Annotated in this window: 19 protein-coding genes; 8 read left to right on the top strand and 11 right to left on the bottom strand. The window is 44.2% G+C overall.

Going from position 1 to position 23,378, the window contains the following annotated elements; all coding sequences use genetic code 11:
- Window positions 1–15 precede the first annotated feature (15 nt).
- A complete protein-coding gene (locus JM642_RS04755; RefSeq protein ID WP_203433003.1) occupies window positions 16–1,542 on the bottom strand; it encodes an EAL domain-containing protein in 1,527 nt (508 codons plus the stop codon).
- A gap of 259 nt (window positions 1,543–1,801) precedes the next feature.
- On the opposite strand from JM642_RS04755, the gene JM642_RS04750 reads away from it, so the two are divergent.
- The gene (locus JM642_RS04750; RefSeq protein ID WP_169548770.1) at window positions 1,802–3,694 is read left to right on the top strand and encodes a methyl-accepting chemotaxis protein; all 1,893 of its coding nucleotides are present in this window, start codon (window positions 1,802–1,804) and stop codon (window positions 3,692–3,694) included.
- Between the two features lie 80 nt (window positions 3,695–3,774).
- Here JM642_RS04750 and JM642_RS04745 read toward each other — a convergent pair whose 3' ends face one another.
- A complete protein-coding gene (locus JM642_RS04745; protein ID WP_037414912.1) occupies window positions 3,775–5,139 on the bottom strand; it encodes a diguanylate cyclase in 1,365 nt (454 codons plus the stop codon).
- Between the two features lie 367 nt (window positions 5,140–5,506).
- Here JM642_RS04745 and JM642_RS04740 point away from each other — a divergent pair, with 367 nt between their 5' ends.
- Window positions 5,507–6,403 (top strand): DUF72 domain-containing protein, encoded by an 897-nt coding sequence (locus JM642_RS04740; protein ID WP_169548771.1) that lies wholly within the window; start codon window positions 5,507–5,509, stop codon window positions 6,401–6,403.
- A 21-nt stretch (window positions 6,404–6,424) separates the two neighbouring features.
- Here JM642_RS04740 and JM642_RS04735 read toward each other — a convergent pair whose 3' ends face one another.
- The 6 genes from JM642_RS04735 to JM642_RS04710 all read right to left on the bottom strand — a co-directional run bounded on the left by JM642_RS04735 (window position 6,425) and on the right by JM642_RS04710 (window position 13,542).
- Window positions 6,425–7,894: an inorganic phosphate transporter gene (locus JM642_RS04735; RefSeq protein WP_144345583.1), complete on the bottom strand. Its 1,470-nt coding sequence runs from the start codon at window positions 7,892–7,894 to the stop codon at window positions 6,425–6,427.
- A gap of 187 nt (window positions 7,895–8,081) precedes the next feature.
- The gene (locus JM642_RS04730) at window positions 8,082–9,758 is read right to left on the bottom strand and encodes a glucan biosynthesis protein D (protein WP_037414921.1); all 1,677 of its coding nucleotides are present in this window, start codon (window positions 9,756–9,758) and stop codon (window positions 8,082–8,084) included.
- A gap of 256 nt (window positions 9,759–10,014) precedes the next feature.
- Window positions 10,015–11,490, bottom strand: a complete 1,476-nt coding sequence (locus tag JM642_RS04725) for a carbon starvation CstA family protein (protein WP_088586780.1) — start codon at window positions 11,488–11,490, stop codon at window positions 10,015–10,017.
- Window positions 11,491–11,716: 226 nt separating this feature from the next.
- Window positions 11,717–12,193, bottom strand: coding sequence for a GNAT family N-acetyltransferase (locus JM642_RS04720; protein ID WP_144376419.1), 477 nt, complete (start codon window positions 12,191–12,193; stop codon window positions 11,717–11,719).
- A gap of 180 nt (window positions 12,194–12,373) precedes the next feature.
- Window positions 12,374–13,108, bottom strand: a complete 735-nt coding sequence (locus JM642_RS04715; RefSeq protein ID WP_203433001.1) for an LrgB family protein — start codon at window positions 13,106–13,108, stop codon at window positions 12,374–12,376.
- Window positions 13,108–13,542, bottom strand: a complete 435-nt coding sequence (locus JM642_RS04710; protein ID WP_037414933.1) for a CidA/LrgA family protein — start codon at window positions 13,540–13,542, stop codon at window positions 13,108–13,110. Before JM642_RS04710 ends, JM642_RS04715 begins: the two co-directional genes overlap by 1 nt.
- A 121-nt stretch (window positions 13,543–13,663) precedes the next feature.
- Between JM642_RS04710 and JM642_RS04705 the strand changes: the two genes are divergently transcribed.
- Window positions 13,664–14,554 (top strand): LysR family transcriptional regulator, encoded by an 891-nt coding sequence (locus JM642_RS04705; protein WP_047535402.1) that lies wholly within the window; start codon window positions 13,664–13,666, stop codon window positions 14,552–14,554.
- A gap of 4 nt (window positions 14,555–14,558) precedes the next feature.
- On the opposite strand, the gene JM642_RS04700 is transcribed toward JM642_RS04705, so the two are convergent.
- Complete coding sequence (locus JM642_RS04700) at window positions 14,559–15,383, bottom strand: hypothetical protein (RefSeq protein ID WP_203432999.1); 825 nt, start codon at window positions 15,381–15,383, stop codon at window positions 14,559–14,561.
- A 370-nt stretch (window positions 15,384–15,753) separates the two neighbouring features.
- Here JM642_RS04700 and JM642_RS04695 point away from each other — a divergent pair, with 370 nt between their 5' ends.
- From JM642_RS04695 to JM642_RS04685, 3 genes are read left to right on the top strand one after another with little or no spacing between them, the layout of a single operon-like run.
- A complete protein-coding gene (locus tag JM642_RS04695; protein WP_203432997.1) occupies window positions 15,754–16,488 on the top strand; it encodes a basic amino acid ABC transporter substrate-binding protein in 735 nt (244 codons plus the stop codon).
- Between the two features lie 5 nt (window positions 16,489–16,493).
- A complete protein-coding gene (locus JM642_RS04690; RefSeq protein ID WP_011625362.1) occupies window positions 16,494–17,174 on the top strand; it encodes an amino acid ABC transporter permease in 681 nt (226 codons plus the stop codon).
- Entirely contained in the window at window positions 17,167–17,892 is a 726-nt protein-coding gene (locus JM642_RS04685) for an amino acid ABC transporter ATP-binding protein (protein ID WP_203432995.1), read from the top strand. The genes JM642_RS04690 and JM642_RS04685 overlap by 8 nt, the downstream gene beginning before the upstream one ends.
- Window positions 17,893–18,206: 314 nt before the next feature.
- Here the strand turns inward: JM642_RS04685 and JM642_RS04680 are convergent, their stop codons facing one another.
- Together JM642_RS04680 and JM642_RS04675 are read right to left on the bottom strand one after the other, a co-directional pair.
- Window positions 18,207–19,619: a HEPN domain-containing protein gene (locus tag JM642_RS04680; protein WP_203432994.1), complete on the bottom strand. Its 1,413-nt coding sequence runs from the start codon at window positions 19,617–19,619 to the stop codon at window positions 18,207–18,209.
- 494 nt (window positions 19,620–20,113) lie between these two features.
- The gene (locus JM642_RS04675; protein ID WP_037426116.1) at window positions 20,114–21,124 is read right to left on the bottom strand and encodes a sugar-binding protein; all 1,011 of its coding nucleotides are present in this window, start codon (window positions 21,122–21,124) and stop codon (window positions 20,114–20,116) included.
- A 417-nt stretch (window positions 21,125–21,541) separates the two neighbouring features.
- Between JM642_RS04675 and JM642_RS04670 the strand changes: the two genes are divergently transcribed.
- Together JM642_RS04670 and JM642_RS04665 are read left to right on the top strand one after the other, a co-directional pair.
- Window positions 21,542–22,195, top strand: coding sequence for an oxygen-insensitive NAD(P)H-dependent nitroreductase NfsB (locus tag JM642_RS04670; protein WP_047535396.1), 654 nt, complete (start codon window positions 21,542–21,544; stop codon window positions 22,193–22,195).
- Between the two features lie 308 nt (window positions 22,196–22,503).
- Window positions 22,504–23,148, top strand: coding sequence for a DNA-J related domain-containing protein (locus JM642_RS04665; protein WP_037421664.1), 645 nt, complete (start codon window positions 22,504–22,506; stop codon window positions 23,146–23,148).
- Window positions 23,149–23,378: the final 230 nt, after the last annotated feature.

Raw genomic sequence — 23,378 nt, 5'->3', positions numbered from 1 at the left:
TTTTTGCCTTGATCTTTACCTTACATGGGAAACCTGTAGATAAAAATGTAATAACTCTTTCAATGGTAGTGGCTTAGAATAAAAATAGCCCTGATGTTGATACACCCCTTTAGCCGCTAAATAATCTACCTGTTCTTGGGTTTCCACGCCTTCGGCAATCATCTCCATATTCGACTCGTGTCCAAAGGCAATAATGGCATCGAGCACCGCACCTTTAAGATCTTTCGTACCAATGGTATCGATAAACATCTTATCAATTTTGATACTATTAATTCCAAGTCGCTGTAAATAGCTAAAACCGCCAAAACCCGTACCAAAGTCATCCAGTTTAAAGTCATGGCACAATGGTAAAACGGCTTTTATTTCAGCTAAGGCTAGCTCAAATTGAGTGATAGGTTTGCGCTCCGTCAGCTCAAATGCAATCCGCTTAACCATGGGATCTCGGTTTAAAGAGAACCATTGACTCAGCAAGCCAGACTCTAAGTGCTGCGCAACAATATTGATGCTTACCCAGCCTTTTAGTTGAGCTAAATCGCGATACACCTGATCTAGCAATAAATCGGTGATCGGTAATATGAGCCCCGAATCCTCAGCATAGGGAATAAATTGATTGGGCTGGACTAATACACCATCAAATCGACGCCAACGTACCAGCATCTCCTGCCCAACAACGTTGCCTGAACGGCAATCGATAATGGGCTGATAATAGGGAATAAATTCTTTTCGACTCATTCCTTTTTGCAGCAACATACCAAGCGACACCCGGGCAGATTGCCAGTTCCAATAAAAAATCACAGCTAAAAATGCTGCAATTAACGCTGCAATAAAGAGTACGACACCAATGCGATAAGCTTCTTGCCAGTAGAGATCATCACCCGCCTTTAAGGTTAAGGTGACATCTAACGTTTTAATATAACGAGATTCCTTGATAACGCTTTGGTTTTCATCAAGATTTTCTGTCCCCCTAACCATGGGGGAAAGCCCTTGATAACTGATGAGTAATTGATAACAACCGTGGCAAAGGTTAGATAGGGTTTCGTTATAAACAGAGCTATTAGTCAGCACGACTAACTTCTGCTCACCTAAATGAAAAGCATAGGCAAGACTACGAGCACGATCGGTGGCCGCGACCGTTGTCGCAATATCGACCTGTTGTGAGCCAACAAATAAACTTCGAGATCGGTCAAGATGATAATTGACTGGCGGACCGATATTGGAGCATTTTTTACCATCGGCAAGTTCTAGCTGGATAAAACGAACCATTGCTGGGCTCAAGGATTGACTATTGAGTAACGCAATATCATCTTCATTGCAGGTAAAAGATAATTTAGCAAATGCCCGTTCAATATTTTTTTGCTTAAAATCATCAACACCATTTGCAAAAGTAAGTGTTATTTCATCAAAATCACGATTAAACTTTTTTTCTATGCTATAGGCCGTCAACCAAGGATAAATTGTACTCGCTAAAAGTATTGGTAAAAGAAAGATTAAGCATGAATGTAACCAAGGATTAAAGCACCAGCGAGGAAAATTCCATTTCATCTATATTACTCTCTTACTTATGTTTGGGTGTACTTGCTTATGACACTTAAGGAATACTATGCTAAAAAGTCTTTCAAAACTGTGCAATAAAACAAGTTCACCATGATATAAGCAACTGTTGAAATACTTATACAAAACAAAATACGGTTCGCTGCCACAACTTTATCAAATCTGAATGATCAACCATTAATGCTTTAGCTATTTCAGCCGCTATACTTTATTAACGTTAGGTTGCTAGCGGAATTTAAAGGAATAGAATATGCGTTCAACACTTAAAACTCGCCTACTTTTTAGTAGTCTCTTAGCCGTATTCATCACTGTTGCAGTACTGGTTAGTATTTCAAGCTACGTCATTAGAAATCATGCTATAGGCAATACCCAAGGTGAGATTGATCAACTAGCGAATACTTTTGCCGAAGGTATTGGACTGTGGATGAAAGATAGAAAAACAGCCATTACAAGCCTTAAAAAGACCATAGAGGCTGACCCGAGTGTACAAATTACCCCTTATTTATTACAAGCACATAATGCAATGGGGTTTGCACTCACCTATTTTGGTGATGAGCAAGGCAACATGTACCGCCAAGATCCAGCGCTCAATACCGCAAACTATGACCCACGTGTCCGCCCTTGGTATATGGATGCCAAAGCCGCTAATAGCATGGTTATGACTGCTCCCTATGTCAGCGCCACCCTTAAAAAACAAGTTGTGACTATCGCTGAGCCAGTGATGGTTGCGGGCCAACTCTTCGGTGTCGCCGCGGCAAACCTTACCATTGACCAACTCACCGATGCGGTACAGCGGCTTGAAGTCCCCGGTAATGGCTACACCCTGATGGTTGACAACACAGGACTAATTATTAGTCACCCCAATAGTAAGTTAAATAATCAACAACTTACTACTATTGACTCTGATTTTACCCCCACCTGGCTATCACAACGCGCCAATGCCAATACTATGGAAGAGCGTGAATTAGATGGTGAGACCCAGTTAGTCTATGTAGCGACCGTTCCGTCGACCGACTGGGCGTTAATATTTGTGATGAACAAACAAGAAATCATGTCGCAAGCGACTACGCTCGCTTGGTGGATGTCCGCCGTAGGCGCTGGGTTACTGGTAATGTTTGGTTTAGTATTAGTCGCAATCTTCAAAATGCAATTCAAAGACTTAGAACGAGTTGCTTTGGCACTAAATGATATCGCAGAGGGCGATGGCGATCTGACGGTGAGAATTCATACCGCAAACAGCCATGATGAAATTGGGATCTTAGCCTCAGGTTTTAACCGCTTTGTCGAACGTCTACACGGCATGATTTCAAGAATGCACAATATTGCGGGCCAACTTGAATACCAAGCTAAGGGCAGCAGTGCGTCTGCGGCAGATAACAGCCAACGCATTGCGGTTCAGCAGGACGAAGTGACGATGGTCGCCACTGCAGTCACCGAAATGGCCAGCGCCACAGAAGAGATTGCCAGCAACGCCGAACATACAGCGCAAACAGCGCAAAATGCCGTGAGCCTCTCGAATCATGGTCAAAAACAAGTGATGCAAAGTCAGCAATCTATTCGTAACTTAGCAAATGAGGTTGATACCGCAGGACGTATTATCAGCGAGCTGAATGAGCACTCACAAAAAATTAATAGCATTCTATTAACGATCAGTGGGATTGCAGAACAAACCAACTTGCTTGCGTTAAACGCAGCCATTGAAGCCGCTCGCGCAGGTGAGCAAGGTCGCGGTTTCGCCGTGGTTGCCGATGAAGTTCGCGTATTATCGCAACGCACTCACTCATCAACCCAAGAAATTCAGGCAATGATTGAAACCTTGCAACAAACAGCTGGCAAAGCCGTAAAATCCATGACTCAAAGCCATGATATGGCAGAAACGAGTGTGGCTGATGCTAACTCAGCCAGTGAGAGCCTGCTGCAGATAAGCAAAGCAATTAATGAGATATCTGATATGGCAAGCCAAATTGCAACGGCCGCAGAGGAACAAACCTCTGTGACTAGCGAAATTAATCGCAATACCGAATCAATTCGTGAAGTCTCAGAAAACCTCTCTATTGAGGCCCAAAGTGCGATGGTGCAGTCACAGGAGTTGGCTCACTTAGCCGCCTCACTGCAACAGGAAGTGTCACGTTTTAAACTATAAATACACTTGTTGCATTGATATAAACGCCCGCTGTAGCGATTTTCGTTACAGCGGGTTTTAGTTAGAGTCTTAACACTGGCCTATAAGTGCTTTCCCTTCAAACCTTGATACCCCAACTCAATACGATTACCACCATTCTTTTTAGCCTTATACATGGCAGCATCGGCGCAGGAAATAAGTTGCTGTTCATCTTTACCATGCTCAGGATACAAAGCGACACCAATACTTGGAAAAATATGAATTTGCTGCTCTACAAGTTCAAAAGGCTGATTCAATATATCCAGCACTTTTTGAGCAACGAGCAAGGTATTGTGTGCAGAATCAACTCGCTCCAGTAAGATAACAAATTCATCGCCACCAAAACGCGCGACCGTATCAGAAACTCTCACGCAGCTAAGAAGCCGCTGCGCGGTAATTTGTAACAACAAATCTCCCACACTATGTCCGTAGGTATCGTTAACCCATTTAAATTTATCTAAGTCTAGATAAAGTAAAGAGAAATAACTCGACTCTCGATGCGCTCGAGATAAAGCCTTCTGAAACCTATCGTAAAATAACTCTCTGTTGGGTAGATGAGTCAACTGGTCGTAGAGTGCTATCTGCTCTAAGCGAGCCAACATTTGACGACGTTCGATGGCGAACGCAATTTGAGTCGAGACAAACTCCACCAATTCACAATCCTGTGTAGTATAGCTTCTCGAACCTGGGTTGCTATGCATGATCAACGCGCCAATCACCCCTTTGTGCAATCTCAACGGCACGCCGAGCCAGCAATCTTTAAAAGTTACTGCTAATGGCGATGAAAGCGTATTCGACATGGGACAAAAGAGTAAGGATTGTCCCGTTTGAATGATCTGCTCAGCAAAATAATTAGCATTACTGATATATGCGATATTTTGCTCGGACACCGATAACTGGTAAGGAAAATCTAATTGATTTGAATCTTGGTCATAAAGCGCGATAGCAAAATTTTCTGCGGGTAAAAGTTTTGCAATGATCTGGTGGATATGACTATAGAGGGATAACAAATCCTCGGCCACATGAACCGCCTCAGAAATCTCGTATAACGCGGCTTGCCGACGCTCAGCATTTTTATTTTTGGTAATATCGCGAGCCACCGCAACGCGTTGTTGATATTCATCAGACCAGCGGGCTGACCACAGAATATCCACTATGCTGCCATCTTTGCGTATATAACGATTTTCAAAATCGATTTTATAGTGATCTGTCATAATTTCATTGGCCGCAGCAAGCGTACGTTCACGGTCTTCTGGTAAAACCAAATCCAACATCTGCATACCAATCATTTCATCTGGCGTGTAACCAAAAATACGTTCAGCACCCGCACTCACAAATTCAAATCGCCCCGATTTATCCACCACACAGATGGCATCTAATAGCAAATCAATAAAGCGACCAAGTGAAGTATAACCTTCGTTTTTCACACGACTCTCCCACCACGCCTGCAGACAAAACGAGAATAGCTAACTGACTATTGCAGCTAAGCTTTGCATCCCTGTATAGAACCAACGCGCGAATACTCGATGATTAAGGTTAATAGTACATAATATCATACTATTAGAGTAGGTTAATTAGCATGGCAGTTCCACTATTACAACATTCCATACATAAAGCCGGATTGGACATTAGCTTAACCCAATAACAGCATCCGCAAGATGCTTAGTATTTGACTGAGATAAAACTCTTTGAGCACAATAGCCAATTCAAATTTAGTTGGTTATATCTGGAGTTATTTTGACGGCGCTTAAGTCACCTTCACACCAAGCAAATCATTTTCGCCTAGGGCTTGCAATGTGGTCTCATCAGCATTGGCAAAGCAGTGTTTATGGTGCAACAACTAAGCAAGCCGATCGCCTAGCCCGCTACGCAACCATTTTTAACACTGTAGAAGGAAATACCAGTTTTTACGCCACGCCAAATACACAAACAGTGATGAACTGGCACAGCGCAACACCAGATGACTTTCGCTTTACCTTTAAACTACCGCAGCTCATCACCCATCAAAGACAGCTGCAACATTGTCAGCAGGAACTAATGGAATTCTTTCGGGTGATGTCGCCCTTGGCTGAAAAAACTGGGCTATGGAAGATCCAACTTCCCGCCTACTTTGGCCCGGAGCAACTAACAACCTTGGCGCATTTTTTAGAAATGCTTCCCCAAGGCTTGACCTATGGCGTTGAAGTACGGCATTTAGCCTTTTTTGCGAAGGGCGAGGCTGAGCGAGCACTAAACCGCTTGCTGATGGATAAACAGGTAAATCGCATCATTATGGACAGTCGGCCCTTGTTTGCCCTACCGCCCGCTAGCGAAGCAATTATTGATGCCCATAAGAAAAAACCACAATTGCCCGTACATGCTATCGCAACTGCAAATGCACCAGTGGTTCGCTTTATCGGACAAACCGATGGCACTATCGAAGCCTTAGCCGCCAATAACGATAAGTTACAGATCAAAAACAACGATAGCTTTTTCAAAAATTGGTTACAGCAACTTCCCCTCTGGATTAAAGAAGGTCGAGAACCCTATCTTTTTATCCATACACCCGACAATCAAACGGCTCCAGAGCTCGCAGTTCGTTTATATCAGCAGTTACAGCAGCAAATCGCCGCTGAGATTTGCTTACCAACAATCAAGTTACACACACCACCATTGGCAGATCCTACCGCGCAAATGCAACTCTCTTGGTAGAGGCTGCATATCAACTTCAGCTTAGCCCCAAATTGAGTTAGCGAGAATAAAGACCAATGCCGACAAGAACATCGTAATAGGCAGCGTGAGTACCCATGCCAATAGAATTTGCTTAATGGTTTGGCTTTGCAGCCCAGAGCGATTGGCAACCATAGTACCCGCAACCGCCGAAGACAGAATATGCGTCGTTGAAACCGGCATCCCCGTGACGCTGGCAATCCCGATCGAAGCCGCAGCCGTCACCTGCGCAGCAATACCTTGGCTATAGGTCATTCCAGACGAGCCTATTTTTTCTCCCACGGTATAAACAATTCGCCGCCAGCCCACAAGCGTGCCACAACCCAAGGCAGTCGCAATCGCCACGATCACCCAAAGCGGCGCGTATTCGGTCGATTTAGTCAAATCCTTACGCCATTTAGCTAAAGAGCTTAACTCCTTGGCTGGTAAGTCTAATTTAGACACTTTACGAGCGGTATCATCGATACACAGCAACAACCTACGCACTTCACGGCGCTCTTCTACCGTCATATCTTGAAAACTATTCGCCTTATCCAAACGGCGATCAAGCAACGACATCGCGGGTAACACGGTCTGTGCCGAACAATGACTCAACAGCTCATCACTCGCCTCAAGCTGCGCTTTTACATCAACTAAATCGCTAATTATCGCTTGATTGCGGCTATAAATAGCCATAATCCGCCGGTTTGCATCCTGCGTCCTTGCCAAATCATAGGACTGGCTGCTCATATCGAGGGCAAAATACGCTGGGGCCATACAGATAAGCACCAGCATCACTAAACCTATGCCTTTCTGCCCATCATTCGAGCCGTGGGCAAAACTCACCCCCATGGCCGAAGCTATCAGGCTGACGCGCGCCCAAAATGGTGGATGGCGTTTACCATTAATCTGAAATTGTTCATCGGGCGTACGGTGGATCTTATGCTTTTGCCACATGAACTTCATCAGCAATAGCAGTGCTCCAGCCAGCACAAAACCAAGGGTGGGCGAAATAATCAGAGATAACATGATTTGCGTGGCTTTAGTGAGATTAATACCATGCAATATAGGCTGGTGATGTATCCAAGCAAATGCGCCACCAACCCCCATAATCGAACCAATTAAGGTATGGGAGCTAGAGGCTGGAATGCCAAAGTACCAGGTGCCTAAATTCCAAATAATCGCGGAAAATAATAGCGAAAACACCATCAACAGCCCTTGGGTAGAGTCCATCCCCAACAAGGAGTCAACGGGAAGAAGATGTACTATGGCATAGGCTACGCCAAGTCCGCCAAGTAACACTCCCGCAAAGTTAAAAAGGGCTGATGAAACCACCGCTAAATTTGCAGGCATAGCTTTGGTATAGATCACCGTCGCAACAGCATTGGCGGTATCGTGGAAGCCATTGATAAATTCGTAGGCCAACACAAATAACACTGCCAGCACTAAAGCCACCGACCAACCAAAGCCGATAGAGGTAAATATCTCAAACATAAATCGCGAACCTATGACGAGGACGCCACAGATTACGCCCAAGGTTGGGTATTTGACAGTGAAAAATTATTTAGATTTTCAAAAAGTGAATTAGTGCTCAATAACTTTGAATCCAACTTGCAATTAACAAATCGCTTGATGCAAAAACGCCAGCACTGAGGCTGGCGTTTTGATTCACCCATATAGCTTACTGTAGATGACCTGCGTTATGCAGTTCACGTTCGTTCATCGGCGGTGGTGTCCATTGGTACATCCACGTTTCAGACAAAGGTTGACCATCTACTTCTAAGTAAACTCTTAGGTTAATCGGCTCAACGCTATCCTCTGGCGGCACGAGGTCAAACATAGCGCGGTAACCATTGATCGCATGTTGTGGGCGAGCAGAGTCGATTTCCACACGGCCTTGTGAAGTTGAAATAACCGCTTTCACTTGAGTATCTTTACCCAGCATTGGTAAAGAACCACCAGCAAAATCAATCACGAAGCGCTTGCTATAGTATTTACGCTTTTGACCAACTACGCCACCAATACCAGTAAAGGTATCCACTACGCGGGCACGGGGTGACTGCACAGGTGGAGTACCGCCCCAGTACATGTTGTAGCTATAGAGTAACTCTTGGCCTGGTTGAATGGGCTCTGCAGGATTCCAGAAAGCCACGATATTGTCGAAGGTTTCATCCAGTGTTGGAATTTCAACTAACTGCACCGAACCTTTACCCCAATTACCTGTTGGCTCAATCCACAGACTTGGGCGCTTCTCGTAGAATACGCCGTCATCTTGGTAGTGATCGAAATTACGGTCGCGCTGCATTAACCCAAAGCCCTTTGGATTCTCATCGCTATAGGCGTTGAATCTCAAGTTACTTGGATTGCCCAGTGGGCGCCAAATCCATTCACCGTTCCCAGTATGCATGGCAAGTCCATCTGAATCATGGATCTCTTGACGCCAGTCGTAACCTGTACGGCGATCGTTCTCACCGACCATGAACATACTTGTCAGTGGTGCAACGCCTAAACGTTCGATAGCCTTACGCGGATAAATCGCCGCATCAACCTTCATTTTTAAACGCTCACCCGGCTCGATATCGAAACGATAAGCACCAGTTACACTTGGTGAATCTAACAGAGCGTACACAGTCGCAATATTAGAACCTGGTTGCGGCTTCTCTAACCAAAAACGGGTAAACATCGGAAATTCTTCAGGCTTAGGCAACGCAGTATCAACCGCCAAACCACGGGCAGAAAGACCATATTGCATTTCCTGACCGACCGCGCGGAAATAGCTTGCGCCCAAGAAGGCGACAACGTCACGTTGCCAGTCAGTGTTGAACTGCATTCTAAAGCCTGCAAAACCTAAATCTTTAGGAAGCTGGCTACCCTTTACCTTCGACTTACCGTAATCGAACATAGAAGGAGAATATTCAATCAGTTTAGCCTTGCCATTTTCCAATTGGTAAATGTGCACTGGTGTATCGAAATACAGACCTAAGTGGAACAATTCGGCGCGAAACTCCGAATCATCTTCATGCCACAGTGCGGCTTTTTTCTTGAAATGGAATTGCTGGTAATCATCCCAGCTCATGCCCTGTAAGCTTTTTGGTAACTCACCCTTGTGGCTTACATAGGACTCTGTCGCCAGCGTATGGGCATAGCCTTTTAACCAAGCGTAGCTAAACTCTTCTTCCTGCGGCGCACTGGCTTTACCCGCTGCACAAGCAGATAAGCTTAACAACACACTACAGGTGAGCAGTACGCTGCCAACCATCCGTTGTAAGCGGCTACGAGTAGACTGAGCTTCTACCGATGGCATCACCATCGGCTCAGGATTTAAATGTCTTTGTTCGGGAAATAAATTGGGTTGCATAAGCAGACTCTGAATTGGTGTAACTTCCTGACACTTCTCTGCAAAAGTAAGCATTATTGCAGTGACTGCCCTGTGGAGAACTGTTGATGACAGTGATAACAATAACTCTATCTTCATCAGTTCGCCAGAATCTAACATAATTTCGACGCAATGGAATATGTCACAGTGACAATATTCAATACTGACGCCAGTTTATGAAAATAGTATTAAAAAGGGCTGCAAAATGCAGCCCTTTATGGTCATAAACCCAATTAAGTTATAACTTTGTATCTATTACTGTTTTGCGTTTGTTGTGAGCAATAATCAAGGCGATTAAACACACCACCCCCACTGCGATGCCCACAGGTTGACTCAGGGATTGAGGTAAACCTAAACCAATACCTGCGGTAACAATGTAAGACACTGTCACACAGGTGCCCGCAATCGCAGGCAAGCTTACTATCCAGTGAAAACTGCCTCTATCGAACAGATATTTTGTCGCCAACCATAGCACACTGGTCGATAGCAGCATGTTTGAGAAAGCAAAATAACGCCAGATCAAGGAGAAGTCGATCTTGGTCATAAAGTAAGCGATGGTCAGAATAGGCGCCGCTACCAGTAAACGGTTACGCATACTCTGAGGGATATTAAAGGCGTCGATAATGGTTAGACGCAGCGATCTGAACGCGGTATCCCCCGAGGTAATCGGAAATACAGCGACCGCAATAATTGCCATCACGCCGCCTAATACCCCAAGATAGCTCGTAGCCACTTGGTTAACCACTAAGCCAGGGCCGCCTTGGTCTAGTAAGCTCTTAAGCTCAACATATCCGCCCGGGAAGGCCGCAATCCCCGCAGTCGCCCATACACAAGCCACCACACCTTCAGCCACCATAGCGCCGTAGTAAACTGGGCGAACGTATTTCTCGTTTGTCAGGCAGCGTGCCATGATAGGTGCTTGAGTTGAATGAAAACCACTAATAGCACCACAGGTAATAGTCACAAACAGTAATGGCCAAATCGGTAAACCATCGGGGTTAGGTTCCAATAACTCATTGTTGTAATGGCTGTGGTTGAAGTACGCGAACACATCGCCCATTTCGGGTAACTGCGGTGCATTGATGAGGAGAGCCACTGCAATCGAAGTGGTCATCACGATCATTAATAGGCCAAACGCGGGGTACAGCTTAGTGATGATCTTATCGATTGGCAGCATAGTGGCTAAGAAGTAATAGACTAAAATAACCAACACCCAGAAGGTGTTATTGCCAAAAATGGTGTCTTTAAAATAGTCGAGGTTACTTAACAGTCCCGCAGGGCTCATGATGAACACCACGCCCACGAAAAACAGCAACATCGCGGTAAACAGCAGCATTACACCTTTAAAGTAGATATTGAAATAGTGACCTGCGATTTCAGGCAGACTCTTACCATCTTCTTTAATACTTAATACGCCAGAGAAGTAATCATGTACCGCGCCGCCGATAATGTTGCCTAACACAATCCAGAGTAAGGCCACTGGGCCATATAAAGCCCCTAGAATAGGGCCAAAAATCGGCCCGACACCGGCAACGTTTAAAAATTGGATTAAAAACGCTTTAGCTGGGTGGACGGGTACATAGTCCACGCCATCTTCGAATCTTGCTTGGGGTGTTTGCGCTTTAGGATCAATCCCAGCTTGGCGTTCAACAAACGGACTATAAAACTTGTATGCCAGCACTAAGAGCGCAAGACATAAGAAGAAAATTAACATTATTTAACTATCCATACTTTAGTAGAAGGTGATTAACTAGAGAGTTTCATTGAGTTAGCCAATGAGATCAAGCCATCACATACTAGACTAAAGTCGGGTTGATAAATCTGAATTTACGATAAGACTCGCTTATCTAAATAGATTTTTCAAATAATTTGTCTGTAAAAAATAAATCCAATCTTCTCTATAAATGTTTCAGCTATTGGCTGTATAGCTTGTTTAAGCCTTAACTCAGCACAAATTCAAATAATGGCGCCGTATCATCTTCCTCTTGAATGAGTCTGTCCGTCTTTACAAATCCATGGCGCAGCAACACCCGCTGGGATGCAACATTATGCTGTGCCACATGGGCAAAGAGCGGCCTTGAGGTCACTAACGGTAAAAATGTTCTCAAGGTTAAGGTTGCGACCCCGCGCCCCCAAAATGCGCGGTCAATCCAGTAACCAATCATCGCCTGACCATCCCTATGCCAATGGCCAATATTGCCAACCAGCAAGCCATCGACTTCTATCCCCCGTGCCAGTACCGACGCCTGCCCAAGGATATTTTGCTGCCAATGAAGGTAAAACGCCTCACGGTCCCGCGAGGGGAACTGCGCCAATTGGCAAGCAATCGGATCCTGCTGATGAGTAAAGATCAACTCCAGATCATCTTGTTCTATGGGTCTCAATGTCACATTCGATACGCGTGTTTGCTGATCCATCCTATATCCCTATTCAATTTCATCATCATGACATCTCGACATTCGCCGTCAGCTAAAAAAATGGGCGCATAACCCAAGCAGAGGTTAGCGCCCTAAGAGGCAAAACAACATCATTTAAACAAACAAAATCACAATTAAGGTGGGGAGGGTTAACGCAACCCAGCAAATCACTAACTCACACTAACTGAAGATCACGGCAAATACGGGCGCGCCCAGCACCATAGCAATCCCGATAAAAATCATGGTCAAACTGGCAATGACGCCCTCTTGCTGGCCTAACTCACTGGCTTTGGCAGCGCCCGCACCGTGGGCCGAAGCGCCCAAGGCCACGCCTTTACCTAAAGACGTACGAATGTGCATCAGCTTGAACAGCGGCTCGCACACTAACATGCCGATAATACCGGTGATGAGCACCATCATGGCGGTCAGTTCTGGCACACCGCCAAAGGCGCTTGTGGCCTCCATCGCAAAGGGCGTAGAGACCGAACGCACCAACAAACTCTTTGCAAGCTCCACAGGTAGAGGCACAAATTTCACTAATAGCCAGCTCGACACCATGCCCAGCAACAGTCCAGCCATCACGCCAAGGGCAATGGTCAGCGGATATTGGCGAATGAGTTTACGCTCCCGATAAATCGGCAAGGCAAATGCGATTGTCGCCGGAGCAAGCATTGCCATTAACCAATGGGTATATTCAAAATAAGTTGGCAGCGGAATATCGAGATTAAACACCAAGAGCGTGATCACTACAGGCGCAAGTACAATCGGCGCTAACCACCATACCCGGTGGCGCTTATACAAACGCTTCGCCGCAAAATAACAAAATAGTGTTAATAACAAGCTGATAAGTGCCAATCCCGTCTGCGAAAACACTAACTCAGAGACAACCGCAGGACTTAAGTTAACGCTCGACATTACACGGCCTTAGCATGGCGACGCGCATGCTTTTTGATATTGAGCTGACGCTCGAAGCGAAACACTCTGTCAACCACAAATCCCGTACCCACCATCACGCATACACTGCCCATCACTAAGGTGAAGAGGATATTCAGCCCATATTGCTCAAACAGGCCTTCGTACTTGATAACTGAGATCACTGGCGGAATAAAAAACAGCAGCAGCTCACCGATAAGCCAAGCCGCGCCGAGCTGCACGGCATTTTCAGGAATTAACTTAGTCGCTAACAAAATCAGCAACAGACCTAAACCTAATACACTACCAGGCACTGGTGAATGCGCCCAAGAGGCAAACCAATGGCAGGCAAAAGACAATAAACAAAAGAGGCCAATTTGAGTTAACAATAAAGCCCCATGACGGCATCGACGTATTGCGGCTTGTAGGAAAGACATGCGGTTTCTCGATTTACACCAAAAGTTACTATGGGATTATTTTAGGCTTGCCTATTAAATAAAAAAAATGAATATTAAGCATGTAATCCATGAATTTTAAGAATGCATTATAGGGGCGAGAATGGATCTCAAAGTGCTGCGCTATTTTATCGAGATCATCGATGCTGGCGGTTTTGGTAAGGCCAGCGAAAAAGTTCACCTCACCCAACCCGCCCTCTCCAAGGCGCTGCGCCAGTTAGAGGAAGAACTCGATTTGGTACTACTCGAGCGCGGCAAACGTGGCACTCAGGTCAAACTCACCCAAGCTGGAGAAGTGGTTTATCGCCATGGTAAGGAGTTATTGGCCGGACGCCAACGTATGCTGGCCGAACTCAGTGCCCAGCGCAGTTTGACTGCGGGTGAATTAAAACTCGGTCTCGCGCCGCTCGGCAGTGCTGAAATTTTTGCCCCTATTATTGCCAAGTATCGCCAGCAGTACCCACAAATCGAAATGCACTTGTTGGTCCGTGGTGGCGTTGAGCAAACGCTGGCAATTCAAAAAGGCGAAATAGAACTGGCCACTGGCATAATCGACCTTGATGATGGCTATGACGGCATTCGAGTGTTTAACGATCCCATGGTGGTAGTGCTGCCCAAGGAAAATCCCCTCACTACCAGGGAAATACTCTCAGTCCATGACTTAATCAATGAGCCACAAGTGATGTTTGAGACTGAATACACCCTGCATCAATTGGTGCTCAACGCCTGTCAGCAAGCCGGATTCTCCCCTCAAAATATCACCCGTGTTAGCCAAGCGGACTTTGGTATCGCACTGGTGGCTGCGGGAACTGGCGTGATGATACTGCCGCGCTCAATCGCGCGGCGTTATAGTGTGGCGGGGGTGGTCAATATTCCACTGGCGAGTGACGAATTGCGCTGGGAGTTATCGCTATTTTGGCGCAAAGAACAGGTATTGTCCTTTGCGGCGCAGGCTATGATTGCGTTAGTAAAAAAGCACTTAACCCAAAAATAGCCTTCTACCAAGGCACAACTAGGCTAAATCGCACTAAGGTATCGTTATCCCAAGGTAGGATGGGTAAGTAATTAGGCGAATTCAGGCTACCCTTAGCAAAGGGGTCCAAGTTATATTCAGTATGTTCGACATACAGCAACCACTGACTGCCCTTCTCCCAGTAATCGGTATCATAACTCATGGTCAAACGATACTGATTTTCAAGCCATTGGTCGCCATCGTTCCAAGTTTGAGCAGCTAAGTTCAGGTTTAATTTTGGCGTCAAATCAAAACCAAAACTCCCCATAACTGTGTAGGCAAACTCGCTATTGCCAAAATCGCCTCTATCGTAACCTCGGGTGCGGGGCACATCATCGTCGATCTCTAAAAAGTAATAGCCCGCTCCAGCCTTAAGCTGTGCTTGAGTTTGCTGGCCGTGATAATTGGCTGTTAGCCCAGGAAAAAGCTTCGCCTGCTTCTCCACTGAACTCACTGTGTTACGCTTGCCCTGTAAATCCACTTGCCATCCTAAGGACAACTCGGGGGAAAAACGATAAAGCTCCCCAAGAGCAGCATATTCCGATTTGAACCACATCGGAATATGGTCAGGGTCAAGCTTATCCCTATCAATATCGATAAACATATCCAGCACCGCAGACAAATAAATATCCGATGCAGTGGTATGTTCAATAATGATGTTACCGTTAGCCCCAAAGGTATGCGAATTCTCTTGCTCCACAATAAAATCATGAATACCCATGGTGTAATGCCATTGGGTTGATTCTTCTGCACAAACTGAAGTTGCTAGGCCTAAAAACAGCGCCGTAGGTGCCAGAATTAGGTATCTCACATTGAGCTCCATAAAAGGTTTTTTATACTAAATTAAGATTAGACAATTTAAGCATAATTTAATGAAATTTTTACCATTTGTATCAGAGATAGTTCATAAAAATCCATCCCTTCCGCTGAAGTGAATAAAAATTTGCATATCTCATCGTTTAAAACCATGAAATTGCTATTCACGGTCACCCTAAACAATTTGGCAACCTTTTAAAAATCTATTGATATCAAACACCATCATCCTATTAAACATAGATTCCCATCTAAATCACCCACACTCACAAGTGAATTTTTACTCACAAATAAAGCATAATTATTGACACAAGAACGCTATCCACCTATAGTCGCCACATTGCAAGTTATCCAAAAGAGAGTGTTAAATGAAAAAATCCATGTTATTAGGCGGCCTAACCCTCACAGCCACCTTGTTGTTAGCTGGATGTGGGAAAAGCGAAGATGTTCTAGTCGTAGGAACCAATGCCGCATTCCCGCCCTTTGAATATGTTGGCGGACAAAGTGGAGACGAAATCAAAGGTTTCGACATTGAGCTTGCCAAGCAAATCGCTAAAGATGCCGGCAAAACCCTTAAAGTCGAAAACATGAAATTCGACTCGCTGATCGTGGCCCTAAACTCAGGCAAGATTGATTTTATCGCCTCGGGCATGACTATCACCCCCGAGCGCCAGGCAAGTGTTAACTTCTCAGAGCCCTATTACGAAGCCACTCAAGTGCTACTTGTCAATAAAGATAACAAGAGTATTCATACGCTTGATGACATTAAAGACAAACATTTTGCGGTGCAGCTCGGCTCAACCGCCGATATGATGTCTAAAAAATATACCCAAAAGGTCACCGCCTTCAATACCGGATTCGAAGCCATTATGGAGCTTAAAAATGGCAAAGTAGATCTAGTGTTATTTGACAGCGAGCCTGCGGCGAACTATCTAGCGAAAAACCCCGATCTCAAACTGATTAAGCTGGATTTTCCTCCCGAGTTTTATGGTTTTGCCGTCTCCAAACAGCAACCTGAACTTCTGAATAGCATTAATAACACGCTGAAAAACTTGAAAGAAAGCGGCCAATATCAGACGCTCGTTTCAGCCCATATCAAGTGATCCCTATGTTAGAAGCAATCAATACTTCGCTGTTTAGCCCCATCGGCGACGACGGCATGATAGGCATACTGCTGATCTTAAACGGCTTAAAAGTCACCTTGATTGTGACCTTCTTCGCCATGTTATTAGGCGCAGTATTAGGCGTGGGCACCACACTGATGAAGATGTCATCTAAGTGGTATATCCGCTTCCCCGCCGAACTCTATGTGGGCGTGATCCGCGGCACGCCGGTGGTGGTGCAGTTAGTGATCCTTTACTTCATCGTGCTGGCTGCGCTCGATGTCGATAAAATCACCGCTGCCATTATCGCCTTTGGCTTAAACAGCGGCGCTTATATCTCTGAGATTATTCGTGCCGGCATTCAAGCCGTCGATAAAGGCCAAACCGAAGCCGCGCGCTCGCTCGGCCTGTCGCAAGCAATGACCATGAAGCTGATTATTTTGCCGCAGGCGATTAAGAATATTCTGCCCGCATTAGGCAATGAGTTTATCGTGCTACTCAAGGAAACCGCCGTGATTGGCTTTATTGGTGGTGTGGACTTAATGCGGGCGGGAGAAATTATTCGCAGCCGCACCTTTGAAGACAGTATTCCACTCTTTACCTGCGCACTGATTTACCTGTTCCTAACCTACAGCTTCACATTTATGCTGTCGAAATTCGAAAAGAGGTTGAAGCAAAGTGATTAACATAACCAACCTACATAAAAGTTATGGCGATAATGCGGTCCTTAAAGGCATTAACGAACATATTCGCCAAGGCGAAGTGGTGAGTGTTATCGGCCCCAGCGGCAGCGGTAAAAGCACCTTTTTACGTTGCATCAATCTACTGGAAAATCCAACCCAAGGGGATATTGAAATCGAAGGGCAATCCATTACCGCTAAGGATGCCTGTGTCGATAAATTGCGGCAAAAAGTGGGCATGGTGTTCCAAAACTTCAACCTATTCCCCCATAAAACCGTATTGCAAAACATTACCTTAGCACCAGTGAGCCTAAAGTTAATGACCCAAGCCGAAGCCGATAACAAGGCGCTGGCGCTGCTTACTCAAGTGGGCTTGCAGGATAAAGCCAATGCCTATCCTTCGAGTCTCTCGGGTGGCCAAAAGCAAAGGGTTGCCATTGCCCGCGCACTGGCGATGGAGCCGGATCTCATGCTATTCGACGAGCCCACCTCGGCACTCGACCCCGAAATGGTCGGCGATGTACTGGATGTGATGAAGGACTTAGCGCAAAAAGGCATGACCATGGTGATTGTTACCCACGAAATGGGCTTTGCACGCGATGTTTCCGACAGAGTCATCTTTATGGATGGCGGCTATGTGGTGGAGTCCAATGTCCCCGAGGAATTATTCACCCGCCCCAAAGAAGCCAGAACCCAAAGCTTTTTAAGTAAAGTGCTGAGGTAATAAAGACTTATACAACATTGAAAGGTGAACAATGGTATTTGTTCGATGACATGCAGCATGCTTTGAGACAAAAGCGATTAATCTTTTTATCTATTTATGGAGTTTATTGTCATTGTTTCCCCAGTGACACGCCGTGAATATATCCCTATAGGCTCGACGGCGACATCCATGTCGCCAACGGTCACTGGAGCCCCAATGCCAATTTTAACTACCCATTTGCGATATGTACGTTAAAAACAAATGGACATAACCTTGTTAGATTTTTTTCTAATTCATTGTTTTCGGATTAATATTTCTCAGGTGTAGCGCGTTTGTTATGCACTCACTTTCTTTAGAAGGTGATAACCACTGTACCGAGGTATGACATTCTCCAAATCAGCAAAGCTAATCTCCAATGAGCGCCCTAGAGCAAGAACTAGTAATACTTCGACAAACTTGATCCGAGACATCATGTCATCTTCTGATATTCTATAATCGTTGGCGTGGGTGATATCATTTCTAAGCTTACATAAGGCATTTATGTCAGGCTTGCTGTACCTCCAATCATTTCGAATATCAAAGGGAATTTCATCATAAAAATCCGCTATACATTTTTCGGTATTGTATTTCGACTTATTAAGCCTAAGTATAGCTTTCAAGAAGTTCTTAACGTTTGTTTTGTCATTAAATTTCTTAACCATGTATTTTTCGGATCTTCTCAGAACATCATTTAGTAGATCTTGATCCAAGTATGATTTCTGTTTATAGCATAAGGATTCGAGTATTCTAAAATATCCTAGGTATCTCTCCTCTAAGTTTATCATGCGTGAATATCTTCGGTATTTCTTGAAATAGCCCCGCTTGTCGACCGCCATACAAAAGTAGGAATCAAAAGCACGCTCAGGTATTGCAACAAGCCCTCTTCCATCAAAGCGCATGTTTTTACCCAAAGGGTAGAATACACAAGTCAAATCATAGCAAGGCCTAAACTTATCAGAGGAAAAGTACATAGACCTATAGTTAAATCCATCACACTCAACATTTAGAAGTATTTTTTCCACCTTGAAATCTCCCCCAACAAAGAAGGCAACCAAGGAATATAGGCTTTCGTAGACATCAAAAATTGAATCGGGATTTATGGTTTCAGATAAACAGAGATCCACAGATGGGTGATAGCTCATTCCGATTGTATAGTCTCGAATGCCATCACCCTCATGGCTAGGGTTGTATTTAACAATCAAATACTGATCTTGGTTAACTACGACTCTTAGCTCTTCTGTATTCTCAGAGCCAAATTCGATTGTTCTTTGTGTGTGATATCTTTCTAGAATTTTCTGCTGAAGATGGGTGTGTCCAATCCACTCACCAAACACATTCGAAAATATAGAGATTCCTTTAACTCTGAAAGTGGATTCTTGGGTAAGTGGAATAAAAAGAACGAAATCAACTTCGAATTCATATTCAAAGAAACGCACATGTTCAGGGAAATATGAGATATGCCTCAATCCTCCAGAAGAAAATCTCAGCCCCTGAAGATGAAACGAGTCACTAAAACCATTACAAGACAAGCTAGCGATATCATCAAATGGAAGTGGACACCTACGATTCTCATGTACTTCGCCAAAGATCTTCAATATGCACACTGATTGACTCAGTTGAAGCGTTCCAGCATAACCCGTTCCATCAATTTCTATAGTGACTTTAAAATCATAATTATTATTGAGACTAAGGTGTTTTAGATGATCCAAAGTTAACCTTCTATATTAATTGTTTGCTTGATGCGACTGACCAGATCCATAACGAAGGATGAACAACGTCACCATCCAACCTAATGCATTCTACTGTAAACACAAAATTTGAAGCAGAGGCAGCGTTGAGAATCCCTCTTAGATTGAATCTAGCCACCCATTTTAAATCAATAACATAATTCACTTTCGTTTTGTCTACAACTTGTCCGAGTTAAAATGGCTTAAATAAGAACCATCAGCAGTCGCAAGGACAGCATCAGGGCAATAAATTGCGCTAATCCCTTTAAAAAAGGGTGTATTTCAGACGAGGTATATTGTCCCTTAGTGTTTGGGAGATGTTCGGCAATGATTGCTGTCGAAGTAATATACATTGTTGTCAGTTGCACTAAAAATGCTGGCAGCTTGCAGCAAAGTGCCGTCGTCGCTTTTCGAGATGTTCGCAGTAATAGCTCAGTTCTTGCAGAGTCCCCCTAAGTAATAGAGGCTCATTAACATTACATTCCTGTACGCTTTTCACAGGTATTGAAGTTCTGTGGAGAGCAAAATGTCACCGGTGTATAGATTATTTCTTGATACTTTTGTTTTGTGACAATTTTATAAAGCGTCAAAATTGCCTGCCTGCCCATTTCATAGGGATTTTGACCGATATTGATATGCGCAAGATTATCCTTCAACATCATTAATTGCTCTGGAGAGGTATCAGTAATAATAACGACGACCTCCTTGTTGCTAATTTTTCCTTGGTATGGGGCAATCATCTCACGGTAAAGCGCTGCATCATTTTGAGCCCAACCACCAACAGCAATAAATGAGTCTGCTTTCACCGGCTTGCCTTTCATAACAGACTCCATTTGTTTAACCGCTTGACTAAGTTGGTCAAAATTAAACAAAGGTTCTCTCACTTCTGTCCAGCCCTGCTCGTTATTAAGTAATTTCCCTGGAGGAATATCGTATTTTTTTCCCGACAACGCAGAGCGAACTCCCATCAGTCTTAAATTCAAATTGGGAGAATCAGGGCGCCCAGATTGCATGATAAGCGTCCCACCATTAGGCCGTAATTTTTTTAATTGTTCACCTAATGATTTACCCAATTCGAAATTGTCTGTACCGATATAGGCTGAGCGAAAATTCTTGGGGTCTTGGTTGATGGAAGCATCAAAATCTGAATCATAGGTGACAATTGGAATACCGGCTTCTTTAGCTCTTTTTAAGCTATTTTCGAAAAGATACTTAGATTGCGTAACCGCGACAGCAATCCCATCGATACCTTCATCAATCAGTTGGTTTATGACCTCGTCTTGCAATCTAACACTGCTTGATTCTGGCCCTCGATATACACATTCCACACCTTTTATTTCAGCGGCGGCATCTATACAGCCCGTTTTACTTTGATCAAAAAAAACACTATAAAATTTCGGCACAACAGCAAATTTCAGATCTTTTCCATAGCCAGAGGATACGGGTAATAAACTGAAGGTAATAAACAACATAAGTAATCTTGTCACACGTCCTCCCAACAAATGAAACCGTCACTAAAGCTTCATAACAAAATGTAGCAAAGGAATAGCGTTAGCGACATGAGAGATAACGTTGTTATCAAGTATCATTGATCTACATCATGCATTCACAATGCTATTGTGCACAGCTAACGGCCAACAAAGATAAAAAGCACATATAAACAATAAAATAGAAACACATCACATTAGATTCGACCGCGAATAGATTGTTTATTTTGACCGCTAAATATCCTCACTTAATACCTAGGGCGTGTTGCGGCCCTAAGCATTTGCAGTGGCTGAACCAACCGTCAGTTTCAAAAATATTTTGAAACTGATAGCCGTTTTGATCACATTGTTTTTTGCCTAAACCTGCTTAAAATGCTGAGGTTGATTTTGTATTCCTAGATGATTTGGAGCCGTTACATGAGTGATTTAAGTTTTCTCGCTAAAAAGCGTTACACCACTAAGGCCTTTGATCCAACCAAGACAATTCCTGCCGACAAGATTGCCGACATCAAAACCTTATTACAGTTCAGCCCATCATCAACCAACTCACAGCCTTGGCACTTTGTGCTTGCTGGTACGGCAGAAGGCAAAGCGTTGATCGCCCAAGCGACTGAGAACTACGCCTTTAATACCCAAAAAATTCTCAATGCTTCCCATGTGGTAGTACTGTGTACCCGTACTCAACTCGATGAAGCCCATTTACTGCAAGTGCTAGAGCAAGAGGCCAAAGATGGCCGTTTTGCCAATGAAGAAGCCAAACAAGGCCAACATAATGGTCGCTCTTTCTTTGCCAATATGCATAAATTTGAGCTAAAAGACGCCCAGCATTGGATGGAAAAACAAGTCTATTTAGCACTCGGCACCCTAATGTTAGGTGCCAGCGTGCTCGATATTGATGCTTGCCCGATCGAAGGTTTCGATGCGACTAAACTTAATCAAGTCTTAGGCTTACGAGAAAAAGGTCTGTGCGCTTCTGTGATTGTAGCCCTTGGTTATCGCTCTGAAGAAGACTTTAATGCTAAATTACCTAAGTCACGTTTAGCACAAGAAGTTATCTTTACTGAAATCTAAATCCTGACGCCTAAGCTAACCGTAAGTACCCTTGTTTTGCATAAGTGAACAAGGGTATTTTCGACCTTGCCCCATCACTCATCGTAAAAAAATTAACACCATTCCCGCCAGCAAAGCCTATGCGACCTTGAGGCAAATTGCTCTAAAATCCATCTTTGCCTACACTTTGCACTGTGGCATAGTGTACATCTAGCACGCTGTAATTAGCGGCAAATTTAAGGTAAAAGCCTTAAAAATCTTATGGATAGATGTACACTCAGTTTAATCGCCACACTCGCTTGATAACAACTTAGGATGGGACTGTCAGTATGCTACTCGCAAAACCTTCACTCAGTGCAGAAGCTCAATCGGCAAGGCTTTCGACCACTAAGGGGGATAATCCGTTAATCTGGCCAGTGCTATCGGTGTTACAAGCTTCCAATCAAAGTTGGAAAATCCATCACCTCGCCACCGAATTACAGAGCAGAGGGCTTATCCATCCTTTAGATGAAAACCCGGGTAATGATTTATTTAAGCGTAACTTTCTACTGATGAATGCCCTGTTCGAACTGCAAGAAATGCTTCTTCCTAAGCAATGGTTACAAGTTAAAGCAATGGAAATCCAGATTTTCCGCCTCGTGCCATCAAATGTTAACTTATTGATAATGGAAGAGACTTCCCTGCGAGAATATTATCTTGACTGGAATAACTACGACACCAGCGAAAACGTGGTGAGGGAATTATTAGAGGCTTTCTGGAGCAGTTATAAGAGCTACATTGGCCTCAATGTAAATTTAATGCACAAAGGACATGCCCTAAGAGTTTTTGAGTTAGATGAAAGTGCAACCCCAAGAGATATCCGCAAACAATGGCGTCGTTTAGCCCTCAAATGGCATCCTGATAGACCCGAGGGTGATGCTGCCCGCTTTCGCGAAGTCTGCGAGGCTTGGCAATCCCTGCGGGATATTGCTTAGCTAATGTTGATATATCTGTGATCCCCTTTGCAGTCTTGCAAATTTCTAGGTCTAAACTCCCACGGGATCACAGATTTAGTTCAATATCGGCGCACTAATTCAGCGATAATTAAGCATTTCAAACTAACCTAAAACCATCTTCACGCTGGTATAACACAAGCGTAATTTCAAGATTGAATCAGCTTATCCATTACCATTAGGCACAACGCATAGCACTTAATGTACTGGAT

Origin of the sequence: Shewanella sp. LZH-2 (genome assembly GCF_016859145.1) — a bacterium.
Taxonomy (GTDB): domain Bacteria; phylum Pseudomonadota; class Gammaproteobacteria; order Enterobacterales; family Shewanellaceae; genus Shewanella; species Shewanella xiamenensis.
Note: the sequence above shows the minus strand (reverse complement) of the source record. Positions and strands in the feature narration are given on the sequence as shown.